At 69.6% G+C, this 16453-nt stretch carries 10 protein-coding genes and 1 riboswitch; of the genes, 6 read left to right on the top strand and 4 right to left on the bottom strand.

What is annotated here, in order from left to right; all coding sequences use genetic code 11:
* Positions 1-36: 36 nt before the first annotated feature.
* The 4 genes from glgB to D457_RS0111285 form a co-directional block, all read right to left on the bottom strand.
* Positions 37-2181 (bottom strand): 1,4-alpha-glucan branching protein GlgB, encoded by a 2145-nt coding sequence (gene glgB, locus D457_RS0111270; RefSeq protein WP_394297040.1) that lies wholly within the window; start codon positions 2179-2181, stop codon positions 37-39.
* 405 nt (positions 2182-2586) lie between these two features.
* A complete protein-coding gene (locus tag D457_RS0111275; RefSeq protein WP_017580769.1) occupies positions 2587-4002 on the bottom strand; it encodes a maltokinase N-terminal cap-like domain-containing protein in 1416 nt (471 codons plus the stop codon).
* Position 4003: 1 nt separating this feature from the next.
* The gene (gene treS, locus D457_RS0111280) at positions 4004-5926 is read right to left on the bottom strand and encodes a maltose alpha-D-glucosyltransferase (protein WP_017580770.1); all 1923 of its coding nucleotides are present in this window, start codon (positions 5924-5926) and stop codon (positions 4004-4006) included.
* A 103-nt stretch (positions 5927-6029) separates the two neighbouring features.
* Positions 6030-7997 carry an alpha-1,4-glucan--maltose-1-phosphate maltosyltransferase gene (locus D457_RS0111285; RefSeq protein ID WP_026116545.1) on the bottom strand — a complete coding sequence of 656 codons (1968 nt, stop codon included), beginning with the start codon at positions 7995-7997 and terminating at the stop codon, positions 6030-6032.
* A 778-nt stretch (positions 7998-8775) separates the two neighbouring features.
* On the opposite strand from D457_RS0111285, the gene D457_RS0111290 reads away from it, so the two are divergent.
* From D457_RS0111290 to D457_RS0111315, 6 genes are all read left to right on the top strand, one after another.
* The gene (locus tag D457_RS0111290; protein WP_017580772.1) at positions 8776-10905 is read left to right on the top strand and encodes a transglycosylase domain-containing protein; all 2130 of its coding nucleotides are present in this window, start codon (positions 8776-8778) and stop codon (positions 10903-10905) included.
* A gap of 176 nt (positions 10906-11081) precedes the next feature.
* Positions 11082-11969 carry a glycoside hydrolase family 19 protein gene (locus D457_RS0111295; protein WP_017580773.1) on the top strand — a complete coding sequence of 296 codons (888 nt, stop codon included), beginning with the start codon at positions 11082-11084 and terminating at the stop codon, positions 11967-11969.
* Between the two features lie 107 nt (positions 11970-12076).
* A riboswitch (TPP riboswitch) is annotated at positions 12077-12184 on the top strand.
* Positions 12185-12266: 82 nt separating this feature from the next.
* Complete coding sequence (locus D457_RS0111300; protein ID WP_026116547.1) at positions 12267-12911, top strand: ECF transporter S component; 645 nt, start codon at positions 12267-12269, stop codon at positions 12909-12911.
* 3 nt (positions 12912-12914) lie between these two features.
* Entirely contained in the window at positions 12915-14507 is a 1593-nt protein-coding gene (locus D457_RS32345; protein WP_051072917.1) for an ABC transporter ATP-binding protein, read from the top strand.
* Positions 14504-15295: an energy-coupling factor transporter transmembrane component T family protein gene (locus D457_RS0111310; protein ID WP_017580776.1), complete on the top strand. Its 792-nt coding sequence runs from the start codon at positions 14504-14506 to the stop codon at positions 15293-15295. The genes D457_RS32345 and D457_RS0111310 overlap by 4 nt, the downstream gene beginning before the upstream one ends.
* A 38-nt stretch (positions 15296-15333) precedes the next feature.
* Positions 15334-16143 carry an enoyl-CoA hydratase/isomerase family protein gene (locus D457_RS0111315; protein WP_017580777.1) on the top strand — a complete coding sequence of 270 codons (810 nt, stop codon included), beginning with the start codon at positions 15334-15336 and terminating at the stop codon, positions 16141-16143.
* The last annotated feature ends 310 nt before the right edge of the window (positions 16144-16453 follow it).

Genomic DNA, 16453 nt, shown 5'->3' on the forward strand with positions numbered 1-16453 from the left:
TTCCCGGGGCCTGTCACCTCAGAGCCCGCTCCGAGGTCAGCGTTCGGGTTCGAACCAGACCGCGCCCAGCGGCGGAAGCGTGATCTCCGCGGAGAACGGCTGGCCGTGCCACTCCTGCGGCTGGGCCTCGACCGCGGCGGGCGCCTCGTGACCGGAGCCGCCGAAGCGGGGGTCGTCGGAGTTGAGCACCGATGTCCACCGGCCCTCGGCGGGCAGGCCCACGCGCCAGTTCGGGCGGGGCACCGGCGAGAAGTTCACCGCGCAGGCCAGCACCGAGCCGTCCTCGCCCCGGCGCAGGTAGCTGAGCGTGTTCCCCTCGTGGTCTCCGCCGTCCAGCCAGCTGAAACCGGCCGGGTCGGTGTCCAGGGACCACAGCGACGAGCGGGGCCGGTAGGCGTCGTTGAGTGCCTTGACCAGCTTCTGGGTCCCCGCGTGGTGCTCGAACTGGAGCAGCCACCACGGCACCCCGGCCTCGTGCGACCACTCGTCGCCCTGGGCGATCTCGCCGCCCATGAACAGCAGCTGCTTGCCCGGGTGCGACCACATGAACGACAGCAGCGCCCGCAGCGTGGCAGCACGCTGCCACTCGTCGCCGGGCGGCTTGTTGAACAGCGACTGCTTGCCGTGCACCACCTCGTCGTGGGACAGCGGCAGCACGTAGTTCTCGCTGTACGCGTAGACCATCGAGAACGTGATGTCGTTGTGGTGGTACTTGCGGTGGATCGGCTCCTTCTTCACGTACTCCAGGGAGTCGTGCATCCAGCCCATGTTCCACTTCAGCCCGAAACCGAGCCCGCCGTGGTCCACCGGGCTGGTCACGCCCGTGTAGGCCGTGGACTCCTCGGCGATCATCGCCACGTTCGGGTTGCGCCGGTAGACCGTGGTGTTGAGCTCCTTGAGGAAGTCGATCGCCTCCAGGTTCTCCCGGCCGCCGAACAGGTTCGGCTCCCACTGCCCGGAGTCCCGGGAGTAGTCCAGGTAGATCATCGAGGCCACGGCGTCCACCCGCAGGCCGTCGATGTGGAACTCCTCCAACCAGTACAGGGCGTTGGCCACGAGGAAGTTGCGTACCTCGGTCCGCCCGTAGTTGAAGATCAGCGTCCCCCAGTCCGGGTGCTCACCGCGCCGCGGGTCCGGGTGCTCGTACAGCGCCGTCCCGTCGAACCGCGCCAGCGCCCACTCGTCCTTGGGGAAGTGCGCGGGCACCCAGTCCAAGAACACCCCGATCCCGGCCCGGTGTAGCGAGTCCACCAGGTGCCGGAACTCGTCGGGTGAACCGAAGCGGGGGGTCGGCGCGTAGTACGACGTGACCTGGTAGCCCCACGAACCGTCGAAGGGGTGGCCCGCCACCGGCAGGAACTCCACGTGCGTGAAGCCCATGTCGCTGACGTACTCCACCAGCTGCTCGGACAGCTCGCGGTAGTCCAGCCCCGGCCGCCAGGAACCCAGGTGCACCTCGTAGACGCTCATCGGCGCGCGGTGCGGCTCCGAGCCCTTGCGCTCGGCCATCCACTGCTCGTCCGACCACACGTGCTCGGAGGTGGTGACGACGGAGGCCGTCGCCGGCGGCATCTGGGTGCGCCGCGCCATCGGGTCGGCCTTGTCCCGCCAGTGCCCGTCGGCGCCCAGGACCTGGAACTTGTACAGGTCGCCGTCGCCCACGCCGGGCACGAATAGCTCCCACACACCGCTGGATCCCAGGCTGCGCATCGGGTGCGCGATCCCGCTCCAGTAGTTGAAGTCGCCGATCACCCGGACCCCGCGGGCGTCCGGGGCCCAGACCGCGAAGCCCGTCCCCGAGACCTCGCCCATGGGGCCGTCGGCGGTCGTGGTGTTCGCCCCGAGGGCGCGCCACAGCTCCTCGTGGCGGCCCTCGCCGATCAGGTGCAGGTCCAGCTCGCCCACGGTGGGCGCGGCCCGGTAGGCGTCGGCCTCGATCAGTTCGGGCCCGCCCTCCTCGTAGCGGACGGCGATCCGGTAGTCCTCGGTCTTCTGCGGGAGCCGGGCGGCGAACACGCCGCGGTGGCGGTGGGTGAGCCCGACGCGGGTGTTGTCCGGCAGCACGGCGTCCACCTCGACGGCGCCGGGCCGCAGGACACGCAGGTCGCGGCCGTGCAGACCGAGCACGGAGTGCGGGTCGTGGTGTCGGCCGTCCACCACCCGGTCGAGCTCGGCGACCAGGTCGGCGGAGATTCCGGCGGGCGTACGGGTCCGCTTGGGCGCCGCCTTCGCGGGCGCGCCCTTGGCGGGTGCCGTCTTCTTCGCGGCAGGCTTCTTGGGTGTCGCCTTCGCGGGCGAGGTCTTGGCGGTGGCTGTCTTCGCGGCCGAAGCCTTGGCCGCGGGCTTCTGCTCGGCCGACTTCTTCTGGGCTGGCTTCTTCTGGGCGGGCTGCTTCCGGGTGGGCGCCTTCTTCGCCGCCGCGGGCTCCGCTGCCGCCGGTTGCTCGTCGGCTGTCGCGGACTTGTTGGTCGTGCGCGGTGACAATTCGACTCCGTGGTTGTGGTGTGCGGATGGCGGGGAGGGGCGGTGGTCAAGCAGGGGGACGCGGAAGGCGGCCGCCGTGCGCGAACGGCGGCCGCCCCGGACTCAGCCGGGCACCTGGGGTGCGCCGGCCACTGTGGTTCCTGATCCGGCGGTGACGCCGCTGGCCGCCGTGGCGATGGACTCCAGCGGCACCCGGAGCCAGTTGGGTCGGTTGCGCGCCTCGTACAGGACCTCGTAGACGGCCTTGTCGAACTCGAAGGCGCGCAGCACGGTCAGGTGCTTCTCCGGGTCGGCCCCGCCGCCGTCGGCGTAGCCCCGGCAGAACGCGTCCCGGTTGCGCCGGGCCCAGGCCCGCGCGGCCCACGACAGCTCCGGGTCCTCGTCCTGCCCGACCAGCAGGTACCCGGCCGCGTAGTCGAAGGAGCGCAGCATCCCGGCCACGTCCCGCAGCGGGCTCGACAGCCGCTGGCGCTCGCGCACCGGGACGGTCGGCTCACCCTCGAAGTCCAGCAGCACCCACCCGGACTCGGGCCGGATGACCTGCCCCAGGTGGTAGTCGCCGTGGATGCGCTGGATGGGCAGCGGCTCGTCCACCCGGGCGAAGTCGGCGTAGGCCTCCATCACCCGGGGCGCGTGCTCGGCCAGTTCGGGCACCTCCGCGCTGGCCATGGCCAGGCGTTCCACCATGGCGTCGGCCAGCTCGGCCGCCGCCGAGGGCGAGAGCACGTCCGTGGGCAGTGCCCGCGCCAGTGAACTGTGTACCTCGGCGGTGGTCCGCCCGAGCCGGGCGGCCTCCTCGCTGAAGTCGGCCTCCGCCCCCTCCAACAGGGTCCGGACGTTCTCCGTGGCCAGCACCCACCCGTCCGTGGCGTCCGGGACGAAGGTCTGCAGCAGGGCCAGCGTGGTCGGTGTGGAATGGCCGGACAGGTCCGCCTCGATCCACCCGCACGGGCGCGCCACGTACGGCGAACCGGACAGCGCCATGTTCAGCTCCAGGTCCGGATTGTGCCCGGGCCAGAGCCTGCGGAAGGTCTTGAGGACGTAGTCGCGCCCGTAGACCAGCGAGGTGTTGGACTGCTCACCGGTCAGCAGGCGCCCCGGACCGCAGGCGGTCACGGTGGTCCCCGGCAGAGTGCGGAACCGTACCCTGCCGCGCCGTCCAGTGTTCTCCTGTGCGGTGAACCGTTCCAGCAGCAGCGCCGTGAGTTGCGGGTCGTGCGCGGCGTCGTAGACCACCCGGGGCCGGCCGCCCGCGACCTGGCACACGCCGATGGCGGTGCGGGCCAGGTCCGGGGGTAGGGACCGGGGCGGGCGCGAGCCGAGCAGCACCTGGTAACGGGAGCTGAGGCCGCGCTGCCCCGCCTGGATGACGAGCACGTTCAGGTCGGGTCCGCCGGGACCGGCCGAGACCAGGGTGTACCTGCTCTCGATCCGGACCTGCCGGATCGGGATCCCCTTGCCGGAGAACCATCGTTGTCGGGGTAGCCAGACTGCCAGGAGTTCTTCGAGCTGTGACATCTCAGAGAGGCCTGTATCCCTTCCCGCCACCGCCACCGCCCCCGGGCCGGGCGCCGGATTTCGTGGTGGCCGTGGTTCGGTGACCGGTGTCGAAGGCGTCTCGGGTGCTGACCCCCGCCGCGGGCAGTCCGTAGGAAGGCGCGCCCTCGTGGCCTTCCTGGTGCGGTTCACGGGTGCGCTCCGGCGGGAGCTGGAACCAGTAGAAGCCGTGGCCGGGCAGGGTGAGCAGGTACGGAAGCTCACCGATCTCCGGGAATTGCACCCCGCCCACGCACTCCACCGGGTTCACCCCGGCGTAGCGGGACAGGTCGAGCTCCACGGGCTGCGGGAACTTGGAGAGGTTGTTCACGCACAGCATGCGGTCGTCGCCGTGCTCCCGGATGAACGCCAGCACGCTGGGGTTGGTGGCGTTCAGTTCGGTGAACTCCCCGGTGCCGAACACGGGGTGGCGCTTGCGGATCTGGATCATCCGGCGGGTCCAGTTCAACAGTGAACCGGGGTTGGCGCGCTGGGACTCGACGTTGAGCGCCTGGTAGCCGTAGACCGGGTCCAGGATCAGCGGCAGGTACAGGCGGGCCGGGTCGCCGCTGGAGAACCCGGCGTTGCGGTCCGAGTTCCACTGCATGGGGGTGCGCACGGCGTCACGGTCGCCCAGCCAGATGTTGTCGCCCATCCCGATCTCGTCGCCGTAGTACAGGACTGGCGAGCCCGGAAGGGAGAGCAGCAGCGCGGTGAAGAGCTCGATCTGGTTTCGGTCATTGTCCAGAAGCGGGGCGAGCCGCCGCCGAATCCCCACGTTCGCGCGCATGCGGGGTTCCTTGGCGTACTCGGAGTACATGTAGTCGCGCTCCTCGTCGGTGACCATCTCCAGGGTCAGCTCGTCGTGGTTGCGCAGGAAGATCGCCCACTGACAGTTGCGGGGGATCTCCGGGGTCTGGGCGAGGATCTCCGAGATCGGGAATCGCTGTTCCTGGCGCACCGCCATGAACATCCGCGGCATCAGTGGGAAGTGGAAGTTCATGTGGCACTCGTCGCCGCCGGACTCGAAGTCGCCGAAGTAGTCGACGACCTCCGAAGGCCACTGGTTGGCCTCGCTCAGCAGCACCCGGTCCGGGTACAGGCGGTCCACCTCGGCGCGCACCCGCTTGAGGAACTCGTGGGTCTCCTTGAGGTTCTCGCAGTTGGTGCCCTCGCGCTCGTACAGGTAGGGCACGGCGTCCAGGCGGAACCCGTCGATGCCCAGGTCCAGCCAGTAGCGCAGGACCTCCAGGATCGCCTCCTGCACCGCCGGGTTCTCGAAGTTGAGGTCGGGCTGGTGGGAGAAGAACCGGTGCCAGTAGTACTGGCCGCGGACCTCGTCGTAGGTCCAGTTGGAGGTCTCGGTGTCCACGAAGATGATCCGGGCCTCTTCGTAGCGGTCGTCGGTGTCCGACCACACGTAGAAGTCGCCGTAGGGGCCGTCCGGGTCCTCCCGGGAGGCCTTGAACCACGGGTGCTGGTCGCTGGTGTGGTTCATGACCAGGTCGGTGATGACCCGGATGCCGCGGCGGTGCGCCTCGTCCAGGAGCTCCACGAAGTCGGCGGTGTTGCCGAACTCCGGGAGGATCTTGAAGTAGTCGGAGATGTCGTAGCCGCCGTCGCGCAGCGGTGACTCGTACATCGGCAGCAGCCAGACGCAGTCGATGCCCAGCCACTGGAGGTAGTCCAGTTTCTGTACGAGCCCGGCGAGGTCGCCGGTGCCGTCGCCGTTGGAATCGAAGAACCCGCGGGCGAGTACCTCGTAGAAGACGGCGTGTTTGAACCAGTGGGGGTCACTGGTGCCGCCGGAGGACATGAGCGGGCCGGTGGCGGCCCCGGTGGCCGGGGCGAGCGGACCGTGTTCGGCGTGTTCGGGCGCGCCGAGTCCGGGCTCGTCGTTGCTCATCTACTGCTCCCCACCAAGAATGTTCGACGTCGGATCCACAGGCTTCGCGGGCAGGGGAGAGGGGCGGCGCTCCGGCCGGGTGCCCCCTCCTCGCCCGAGCCCGTCATCTGCCGTGGACGGTGAACACGTGCGCGGGTCCGGTCGCCGGGTCGAGGCGGACGTAGTTGTCCGCTCGCCAGGTGTATTCGCGGCCGGTCAACTCGTCGGTCACCCTGAGGTCCTCCTCCCACGTGCGGCCGATCGACGGCAGGTCCAGGTGCACCGTCGCCTCGCGGGCGTGGTGCGGGTCGAGGTTGACGACGGCGATGACGACGTCGTCGGGCTCACCGGGGGCTCCGGGGCGGTGCTTGGAGAAACAGATCAGCTCCGGCCGGTCTACGCGGTGGAAGCGCAGGTTGCGCAGCTCGTGCAGGGCTGGGTGGGCCCGGCGCAGTTCGTTCAGCCTGGTGATCAGCGGTGCGATGGTCTCGCCGGCGGCGTCGGCGGCGGCCCAGTCGCGCGGCCGGTACTCGAACTTCTCCGAGTGCAGGTACTCCTCGCTGCCCGGTGCGGCGGGTGTGTTCTCGCACAGTTCGAAGCCCGAGTAGATCCCCCAGGTGGGCGAGAGCAGCGCGGCGAGGACCGCGCGCGCCTCGAAGGCGGGGCGGCCGCCCTCCTGGAGGTAGGCGTTGAGGATGTCCGGGGTGTTGGCGAAGAAGTTCGGCCGCAGAACGTGCGCCGTCTCCCGGCTGAGCTCGGTGAGGTACTCGGTGAGCTCGTCCTTGCCGTTGCGCCAGGTGAAGTAGGTGTACGACTGGTGGAAACCGATCTGGCCCAGGGCGCGCATCATCGCGGGGCGGGTGAAGGCCTCGGCGAGAAAGAGCACGTCAGGGTCGCGCTTGGCGACGTCGGCGAGCAGACGCTGCCAGAAGGCGACCGGCTTAGTGTGCGGGTTGTCGACGCGGAAGATCCGCACGCCGTGGTCGATCCAGTGCCGGACCACCCGCAGGCACTCCTTGTAGAGGCCCTCGAAGTCGTTGTCGAAGCAGAGCGGGTAGATGTCCTGGTACTTCTTGGGCGGGTTCTCGGCGTAAGCGATGGAGCCGTCCGCGCGCTTGCTGAACCACTCGGGGTGATCGGCCACCCAGGGGTGGTCGGGCGAGCACTGGAGCGCCAGGTCGAGTGCGATCTCCAGGCCGTGCTCGGCAGCCTCGGAGACGAAGGCGTCGAAGTCGGCGAGGGTGCCTAGTTCCGGGTGGACGGCGTCGTGGCCCCCGTCGGCCGACCCGATCGCCCATACCGAGCCGGGGTCGCCCGGTCCGGCCTGGAGCGTGTTGTTGCGACCCTTGCGGTGGGTCTTTCCGACCGGGTGGATCGGCGGCAGGTAGACGACGTCGAAGCCCATGTCGGCGATGGCCGGAAGGCGTTTGGTGGCGGTGGCGAAGGTGCCGGAGACCTCTTGGCCGGGGGCGGTGTCGATCTGGGCGCCCTCCGAGCGGGGGAAGAACTCGTACCAGGAACCGAAAAGGGCGCGTTCGCGGTGGACCGTGACCTTGGTGCGCTTGGACCTGGTGACCAGCTCGCGCAGGGGTTTGCCTTCCATCGTCGCCAGGACCTCATCGGTGACGGCAGCCGCGAAGCGTTCCAGGGGGGTTCGGGAGGTGTCGCGCAGCGTCTTGGCCGCGCTGGTCAGGGCGGGGGTGCGGGGGACGCGGCGGCCGGCGCGGGCCAGCAGTCGGGCGCCCTCCTCCAGCACGAGTTCGGTGTCGGTGTCCAGGGGGAGTTTCACCCGGGCGACGTGGAGCCAGGTGGTGAAGGGCTCGCTCCAGGACTCGACCGAGAACGACCAGTTTCCCTCGCGGGGCAGGCTGATCTCGGCCTCGTAGCGGTCGGTTCCGGGGGCCTTCTCGCGCATGGGGACCAGGGCCTCGCGGCGGCCCTTGGGGCAGTGGACGACCACGCCTGCGGCGAGGGAGTCATGGCCCTCGCGGATCACGGTGGCGCCCACGGTGAAGCGTTCCCCGGGAACGGCTTTTACCGGGCCGAGGTCGTTGTCTGGAGAGATATCGAGGATGGGCAGTCGTCCGATCACTGGCTACACCGTAATTGTCGTGGTTCGGGCGTTATGAGGTAGCACGCGGTGAGGCGCGTGCGGAAATAATCGGAAGTTAATCCAATGCAAGACGGAGTTAACGGAGAGCTGGAACAGAAACTGTCCAGATTGCGGCTTCGGTGCCCTCCACTGTCTATCGTCAGGCCTCTAGTGGGGTTTGGCGGAGTGCCGGGGCCGAATAATTAATGTGATCCTCATCACACTAGGCGCAAGTGCAAAGACCTGGTATTTGCCTGGATTCTCCCTAGTGAACCTCTCAAAACGGGCATAAGGCAACACCTGATTCAGGGGCCTCTGCGGTTGTTTTGGCATTGCCCTTCATGAAAAGTCGGAAAATTCCAGTCGGATGTTGGTGGGGGTGCTGGGGTGGGTAGGGATGACCGAATGCACCCCGTGGGTGCGGGGCCGTATTCCGGACATCCCCTTGTGTCCGATGGAACCTCGTACGTTGCATTGGCCCCATATTCGGTCGCTCTGTCGCTGGGGTGGTCGAGTTCGTTGGCTAACTCATCTTGATGTCAAGAAATAGGCCAGTGGATTTCAGGTGATGCGTCCGCGTGTGTGTTACTTGGGCGTTCTGAGAGCTTTGCCGTGGATTGAGGAAGCTTTTCGGTGACACGCCCGATTTGACGGAGTTCCCTTTGCGTGCGCCCTGCGAGGGTGGTCGATGGAGTGGCCGCCCCCGTGGGGCGGCCCGCGCACGACGTAGGGGGACGACGTGAGCGAAGCGAGCCAGGGAGGCCTAGGAGGGTCTTCCATGAAGGGGTTCCGGGGCTGGTTCCGGGGGATCCTGGAAGAAGTCGACCGGAAACGCGACGCACGCGGCACGGTCCTGCGGCTGTCGGGGCTCGGGGTCGTCGCCGGACTCCTGTCGGCGGCCCTGGTCATGCCCTGGGCCGGCAGCACCGGACTGGTCGCCAGGGACGCGGCGGCCAGCTTCATGGCTCTGCCCGGCGACATCGAGGTACCGCACCTGTCCTCGCGCATCCTGCTCACCACCGACGACGGAACACCCTTCGCGGAGGTCGCCGAGCGCGAGCGCGAGGTCATCGGCCTCGACGAGATCAGCCCGTGGGCGACCAAGGCCCTCATGGCGATCGAGGATGACCGTTTCTACGAACACAGCGGCCTGGACCTGCGCGGTGTGCTGCGTGCCGCGACCCGTACCGCCCAGGGCGATATGCAGGGCGGTTCGACCATCACCCAGCAGTACGTGAAGAACCTGCTCATCGAGACCGCCGAGAACGAGGAGCAGGTCGAGGAGGCCAGCGCCCGGACCCTGGGCCGCAAGCTCACCGAGCTGCGCTACGCCATCGACATCGAGGAACGCCTCACCAAGGACGAGATCCTGGAGGGCTACCTCAATCTGTCCTACTTCGGCGCGGGTGCGCACGGGATCGAGGTCGCGGCCAAGCGGTACTTCTCCGTCTCCGCCGCCGACCTGGACCCCGGACAGGCCGCACTGCTGGCCGGGCTGGTGCGCGGGCCCTCGTTCTACGACCCGCTCAACAACCCCGAGGACGCGCTGGAGCGCCGCAACCTCGTGCTGGATCGGATGGTCGCCACCGAGATGCTCAGCGCAGAGGAGGCCGACGAGCACAAGGTGAAGGATCTGGGGATCGACGCCACCCCGCGCGGCGGCAGCTGTTCCGAGAGCGACTACCCGTTCTACTGCGACTACGTCATGCGCTGGCTGCGCAGCTCGGACCTGCTCGGGGAGACCGTCGACGAGCGCGACCAGCGCCTGGTCCAGGGCGGGTTCACCGTGCGGACCGCGCTCGATGCCGCCGCCCAGGACGCCGCCCAGGAGGCCATCGACAAGCGGGTCCCGCACGAGGACTCCACGAAGTTCGCGGCCCAGGCGCTGATCGAGCCCGGTTCCGGCCGGGTGCGCGGCCTGGCGCAGAACCTGCGCTACGGGTTCGACGACGAACAGGTCGGCACGACCTCCATCAACCTGTCCGTGGACCGGGCCGACGGCGGCTCCACCGGCTTCCAGGCCGGGTCGACCTTCAAGACCTACACGCTGGCCGCGGCCCTGGAGAAGGGCATGGGGTACGGCACCAGCTTCAACTCCCCCAAGAGCATGTCGGTCAGCGGCATGGCCAACTGCGAGGGCGGCACGATGACCTCGTGGAACGTCCGCAACGCCGGGGAGAGTGACGAGGGTAGCCACAACATGATCAGCGCGACCAAGGGGTCGGTGAACACCTACTTCGCCCAGCTCCAGAAGCGCGTGGGTCTGTGCGCCACCGCGAAGATGGCCGAGAAGGCCGGGGTGCACCGCGCCGACGGTGAAGAGATGGGAGTGTGGAGCTCCTTCACCCTCGGTGACCAGGAGGTGTCCCCGCTGAACGTGGCCGCCTCCTACGCGACCTTCGCCGCGCGCGGCGAGTACTGCGAGCCCTACCCGGTCCGTACGGTGACCGACGACGGCAGCGGTGAGGAGCTCGAGGCCAGCACCCAGTGCGAGCAAACCGTCAAGCAGGAGGCCGCGGACGGGGTCAACCACCTGCTGCAGCAGACCTTCAATGGCGGTACCGCCAACGGTCTGGGGCTGGGCCGTCCGGCCGCGGGCAAGACCGGTACCACCGACAGCGCCGCCTACGCCTGGTTCGCCGGGTACACGCCCAACCTGGCCTCGGCCGTGGTGGTGGGCGACGTGCGCGGCGGTGAGCAGAACCCGCTGCAGGGCGTGACGATCGGCGGCCGCTACTACGGCATCGTCTACGGCGGCACCCTGCCCGGCCCGATCTGGCAGGAGACCATGCGCGGAGCCACCGCGGGGCTGGAGGCCGAGAGCTTCGCCGGTTCGCCGAGCTCCTTCGGTAACCCGAACGCCGCACCGCCCAAGGAGAAGGAGGACGACTCCGACTCCGACGCATAGGCGCTGTTCCCTGCAAGCGGGGGAGGGGCGACCCCTGGAGCCCGGGTCGCCCCGTAACCGTTTTCAGTAAACCGTGTCTGGGGATCTTGACAGGTCTAGACCACTCTTGCTTGGGTGACGTCACCCCCTCGCGGCGCGCGATCGAGCGCGACGCCGCGCCCTAGGAGTGTGTTCCCGTGATCCGACGTCTCCTGAGCCAGCTGACCGCGATCGGCGCGATCGCCGCTGTGCTCGTCGCCCTGCCCACGGCCGTCGCGCAGGCCGCTTCCTGCGCTGGCGCCTGGAACCCTGACACCGTCTACACCGGCGGCGGCCAGGCCTCTTACGAGGGCCGCAACTACACCGCCCAGTGGTGGACGCGGAACGAGCGCCCCGGCGCCTCGGACGTCTGGGCCGACCAGGGCCCCTGCGGCACCGACGGAGGCGGCGAGCAGCCGGGGCCGAGCGACTTCCTCGTCAGCGAGGCCCAGTTCAACCAGATGTTCCCGCACCGGAACCCCTTCTACACGTACAGCGGACTCGTCGACGCCCTGAGCTCCTACCCGGGCTTCACCAATACCGGCAGCGTCGAGGTGCAGCGGCGTGAGGCCGCCGCGTTCCTGGCCAACGTCAGCCACGAGACCGGCGGGCTGGTGTACATCAGGGAGATCAACGAGGACAACTACCCGCACTACTGCGACTGGAGCCAGCCCTTCGGCTGTCCGGCCGGCCAGGACGCCTACTACGGCAAGGGCCCGATCCAGCTGAGCTGGAACTACAACTACAAGGCCGCCGGTGACGCCCTCGGCGTCGACCTGCTGAACAACCCCTACCTGGTCGAGCAGGACTCGGCCATCGCCTGGCGGACCGGTCTCTGGTTCTGGAACACCCAGTCCGGCGCCGGGACGATGTCGGGGCACACCGCCATCGTCGACGGCCACGGCTTCGGCGAGACGATCCGCTCCATCAACGGCTCGATCGAGTGCAACGGCGGCAATCCCGGTCAGGTCCAGAGCCGCATCAACACGTTCACGCAGTTCACCCAGATCCTCGGCACCACCACGGGATCGAACCTGAGCTGCTGACCCGCTGCCGCCCGCGCGCACGTCACTGGGCGGAACCTCCAAGTAAGAACAAGGAGGGCTGTGGGTTGAAAACATCCCACAGCCCTCCTTGTTGCCTCATAATGGAGTGATTCCGACAGGGGAGCGCGTGAGCGCTGAGAGTGCGGCACCCGGCCGCAGACCCTTACACACCTGATCTGGGTCATGCCAGCGAAGGAAGTCGTAGGAAACCGTCATCGTGCGCGCGTCCCCGTGCGCACAGGTGGCGCTCTTGGCCACATGGGCCCTCGTCACCTCCGACGAAGGGACTTGACCAGCATGAGTACCGAAAGCGGTCGCGAGACCGACCCCGAACAGACCGGCACCGAGCGGATCGGGTTCGTCCAGGGCGTCCAGGCCGGACTGCGGAGCTGGCGCACCGTAGACATCGTCGTGGCCGCCGTGATCGGCGTCGCCGTGGGCGTCGTCTTCTGGCTGTGGAACATCGTCTGGTCGGTCACCACACCGCTGTTCGTCGCCTTCCCGCCCGGGCAGGCCGTCGTCTACGGCATGTGGCTGATCTCGGGCGTGCTCGGCGGCCTCATCATCCGCAAGCCCGGGGCCGCCCTGCTCACCTCGATCGCGGCCGCCTCGGTCTCCGCGGTCCTGGGCACCCAGTGGGGCATGCAGGTCATCCTGGACGGTGCCCTTCAGGGCATCCTGCCCGAGCTGGTCTTCCTCGCCTTCGCCTACAAGCGCTGGAACATGGGCGTGGCCGTGCTCGCGGCCGCTGTCGCCGGTCTGTCCCCGGCCCTGCGCGACAACATCGTCTACAACGTCACCTGGCCGCTGCACTACCAGCTGACCTACGGGGTGATCGTGGTGATCAGCGCCGCGCTCATCGCCGGTGTGGGCGCGCGCCTGCTCACCACCGCGCTGGCCAAGTCCGGCGCACTGGCCCCCTTCCCGTCGGCCAAGGGCTGACACGTGGCCGCACCGAACGCACGCGGCGGGAGCAGCGCGAGCCCGGGGAGCGGAGTGCGGGTGGAGCTGTCCGGCTGGGGTTGGAAGCACTCCGGCCGCGACACCCACGCTCTGCGCGGGGTGGACCTGACCATCGAACCCGGGGAGCGGGTGCTGCTGCTCGGCGCCTCGGGCGCGGGCAAGTCCACCCTGCTGCACTCCCTGGCCGGGCTCACCGGTGAGGACGCCGCCATCAGCGGCGATCACGAGGGCTCGCTGCTAGTGGACGGTGAGCCCGCGAACCGGAGCCGGGGCGGGGTCGGGCTGGTCAGCCAGGACCCCGAGACCCAGCTCGTGATGGCCCGGGCCGGGGACGACGTCGCCTTCGGCCTGGAGAACCTGGGTGTGGACCCGGAGCTGATCTGGCCGCGGGTCGAGGCGTCCCTGGACGAGGTCGGTTTCCCCTACGGGCTCCGGCACTCCACCGGAGCCCTGTCCGGCGGCGAGAAGCAGCGCCTGGTCATCGCGGGGGCGCTGGCCATGCGGCCACGCCTGCTGCTGCTGGACGAGCCCACCGCCAACCTCGACCCGGCCGGGGCCGAGCTGGTCCGCGCGCTGCTCGCCCGGCTGCTCGCCGAGACCGAGGCGACGCTGGTGCTGGTCGAGCACCGGGTCGCCGAGGTCGTGGAGCTGGTGGACCGGGTCGTGGTGGTCGAGCCCGGTGGCGGCGTGATCGCCGACGGCACCCCGGGAGCGGTGTTCGCGGAGCACGGCCGTTCGTTGGCCGACCAGGGCGTGTGGATCCCCGGGAACGAACCCGACCCCGGGCTCCGACCCGCCCCCGGCGGGGCGCCCTTGGTGGAGACCGTGGACGTCACCGCGCGTACCCCCTTCCAGGTGGGCGTGCGGGCCGCGCCCCGCAGGGTGGTCCTCGAGGACGTGAACGTGGCGCCGGCCGCCGGGACGGCCACCGCCCTGACCGGTCCCAACGGCGCGGGCAAGTCCACACTGCTCACCATGCTGGCCGGGCTGAGCAAGCCGTACCGGGGCCGGGTGCTGCCGCGCGGACCGCTGGCCGAGGCGGACCGGCGCCCGCTCGTGCGCTGGCCCGCCCGCCGCCTGGCCCGGCACGTGGGCACGGTCTTCCAACACGCGGAGGACCAGTTCGTCACCCCCACCGTCCGCGACGAACTCCGCTTCGCGCCGTTGCGCGCGGGGATGGGCGAGCACGCGACCGAGGCCTGGGTGGGCGAGCTGATGGAGCGGCTGCGGCTGACCCGCCTGGCCGACGTGCACCCGTACACGCTCTCCGGCGGGGAGAAGCGGCGTCTGTCCGTGGCCACCGCGCTGAGTTCGGGCCCCTCGCACGCCCCGGACATGCTGGTCCTGGACGAGCCGACCTTCGGCCAGGACACCCGCACCTGGACGGAGCTGGTGGAGCTGCTGGGCGCGCTGCGGGCCGAGGGCCGGGCCGTGGTCATGGCCACCCACGACCAACTGCTCCTGCGCCATCTGACGGACGTACGCGTGCGGGTGGCGGACGGGCGGGCGGTCCAGTCCGGTCAGGGTTCGGGCAAGCAGGCCGCTTCCGACGCGGTACGAGAGGGGAAGGCGTGAGAGCGGCACATGACACTCGCGGGACGAGCGGGGACACGCTCACCCTGGACGTGCCCGAGGACGGGGGAGCCCGCTACTGGCTGACCGGTCTGAACCCGGCGGCCAAGCTGCTGGCCGCGCTGGCGATCGGGATCGGGCTGATCCCGGCGGTGGACGCCGTCACCGGCGGCGTGGTGCTCTTCGTGGTGCTGTTGACCGTGCCGTTCAGCGGCGTGGACCGGCGCACCCTGCTCGTGCTGGGCGGGCCCTTCCTGCTGATGGGGCTCAGCAGCGGAGCGGTCAACTACCTGTACGGCGAGCACGGTCTGGAGGGTGCGGTGGGCGCCGCGGTGCGCCTGCTGGCCATCGCCCTGCCCGGGCTGCTCGCGGCGGTCAGCAGCGACCCCACGGAGATGTCCGACGGGCTCGTGCAGCGGCTCAAGGTGCCCGAACGCCCCGCCATGGGCGTCCTCGCGGCGCTGCGGCTGATCCCGCTGCTCGCCGACCAGTGGCGGACCATCACGCTCGCCCGTCGGGCCCGCGGGCTGGAGGCCGGACGCAACCCGTTCCGGATCGTCTCGCTATTCTTCGGGCGGCTGTTCGCGCTGCTGGTGCGCTCCATCCGCACCGGAACCCTGCTGGCCACGGCGATGGACGCGCGCGCCTTCGGCACCGGGAAGCGTACCCACGCCCGGTACAGCCACTGGCGCAGGGCCGACACCCTGCTGCTCGTGGGCACTGCCCTGCTGCTGGTCGGCGCCTACGCGCTGTCCGCGCGGCTGGGGACCCTGGTGCTGCTGTTCGGCTGACCCGGGTGATTAGGTAAGCAACTGACACTGACGTCGAAGTGAAGAAGGTGTGCAACGTGGGCGAGTTCGTGCGCGTCGAGGCCGACCCGGAGAACCCCGGTGTGGCCGTCATCCGGATCGACCGGCCCAAGGCGCTGAACGCGCTGAACGGCCAGGTCACCCAGGAGATCGCGGAGGCGGCCGCGGCCGCCTCCGCCGACCCTGCCGTGCGCGCGGTGGTGCTCTACGGCGGTGAGCGGGCGTTCGTGGCCGGGGCCGACATCAAGGAGATGGCCGACCTTACCCACGCGCAGATGCTGGAGTACTCGCGGGCGCTGCAGAACGCCCTGACGGCGGTCGCCCGCATCCCCAAGCCGGTGGTCGCGGCGATCAGCGGCTACGCGCTGGGCGGCGGCTGCGAGCTGGCGCTGTGCGCGGACTTTCGGGTCGCGGGCACCAAGGCCAAGCTCGGCCAGCCGGAGATTCAGCTGGGCGTCATCCCGGGTGCGGGCGGCACCCAGCGCCTGCCGCGCCTGGTGGGCCCGGCCAAGGCCAAGGACCTGGTGTTCAGCGGCCGGCACGTGCGTTCGGACGAGGCCAGGGAGATCGGCCTCGTGGACGAGGTCGTGGCCGACGAGGAGGTCTACTCGGCCGCCGTCGCCCTGGTCGCCAAGTACGTCGACGGCCCGGCCGTGGCGCTGGCCGCCGCGAAGGAGGCCATCGACCGCGGGCTGGAGACCGACCTGGACACAGGTCTGGAGATTGAGCGCCTGCACTTCTCCGGGCTGTTCTCGACCGAAGACCAGAAGACCGGGATGCGCAGCTTCGTGGAGCAGGGACCGGGCAAGGCCACCTTCAACGGCCGCTGAGGCCGGTCGGCCCACAGCGTCCTCGAGGGGGTTCGTGACGGCCGTTCACACAGTTCGAGGCGGGTAGTGTCGGGGCGTTCGCCCCGGCGCCCCGCCTCGTTCTTCCGTTGCGGTTTGCTGTCCTTTGTCATCGCTTTGACTTTTTGTCGCGTTAAGTGGTGATACGGGACACTGGGAAGACGTCCGGAACCGGCCAACCAGGACGAGGAGCGGGGAACCGCTCGCGCGGTTTTTCCGTCATACTCGACACTGGTCGTCCGAGAACGGACGGTCCGCTCGGAGCCCCCGGTGGCGTGCGTCGCGCCCACTC

Origin of the sequence: Nocardiopsis valliformis DSM 45023, from assembly GCF_000340985.1 — a bacterium.
Taxonomy (GTDB): domain Bacteria; phylum Actinomycetota; class Actinomycetes; order Streptosporangiales; family Streptosporangiaceae; genus Nocardiopsis; species Nocardiopsis exhalans.

Bases quoted from the DNA above. Each gene is read 5' to 3' on its own strand.
- D457_RS0111275 (WP_017580769.1), bottom strand. From the start codon at position 4,002: ATGTCACAGCTCGAAGAACTCCTGGCAGTCTGGCTACCCCGACAACGA.
- treS (WP_017580770.1), bottom strand. From the start codon at position 5,926: ATGAGCAACGACGAGCCCGGACTCGGCGCGCCCGAACACGCCGAACAC.
- D457_RS0111290 (WP_017580772.1), top strand. From the start codon at position 8,776: ATGAAGGGGTTCCGGGGCTGGTTCCGGGGGATCCTGGAAGAAGTCGAC.
- D457_RS0111300 (WP_026116547.1), top strand. From the start codon at position 12,267: ATGAGTACCGAAAGCGGTCGCGAGACCGACCCCGAACAGACCGGCACC.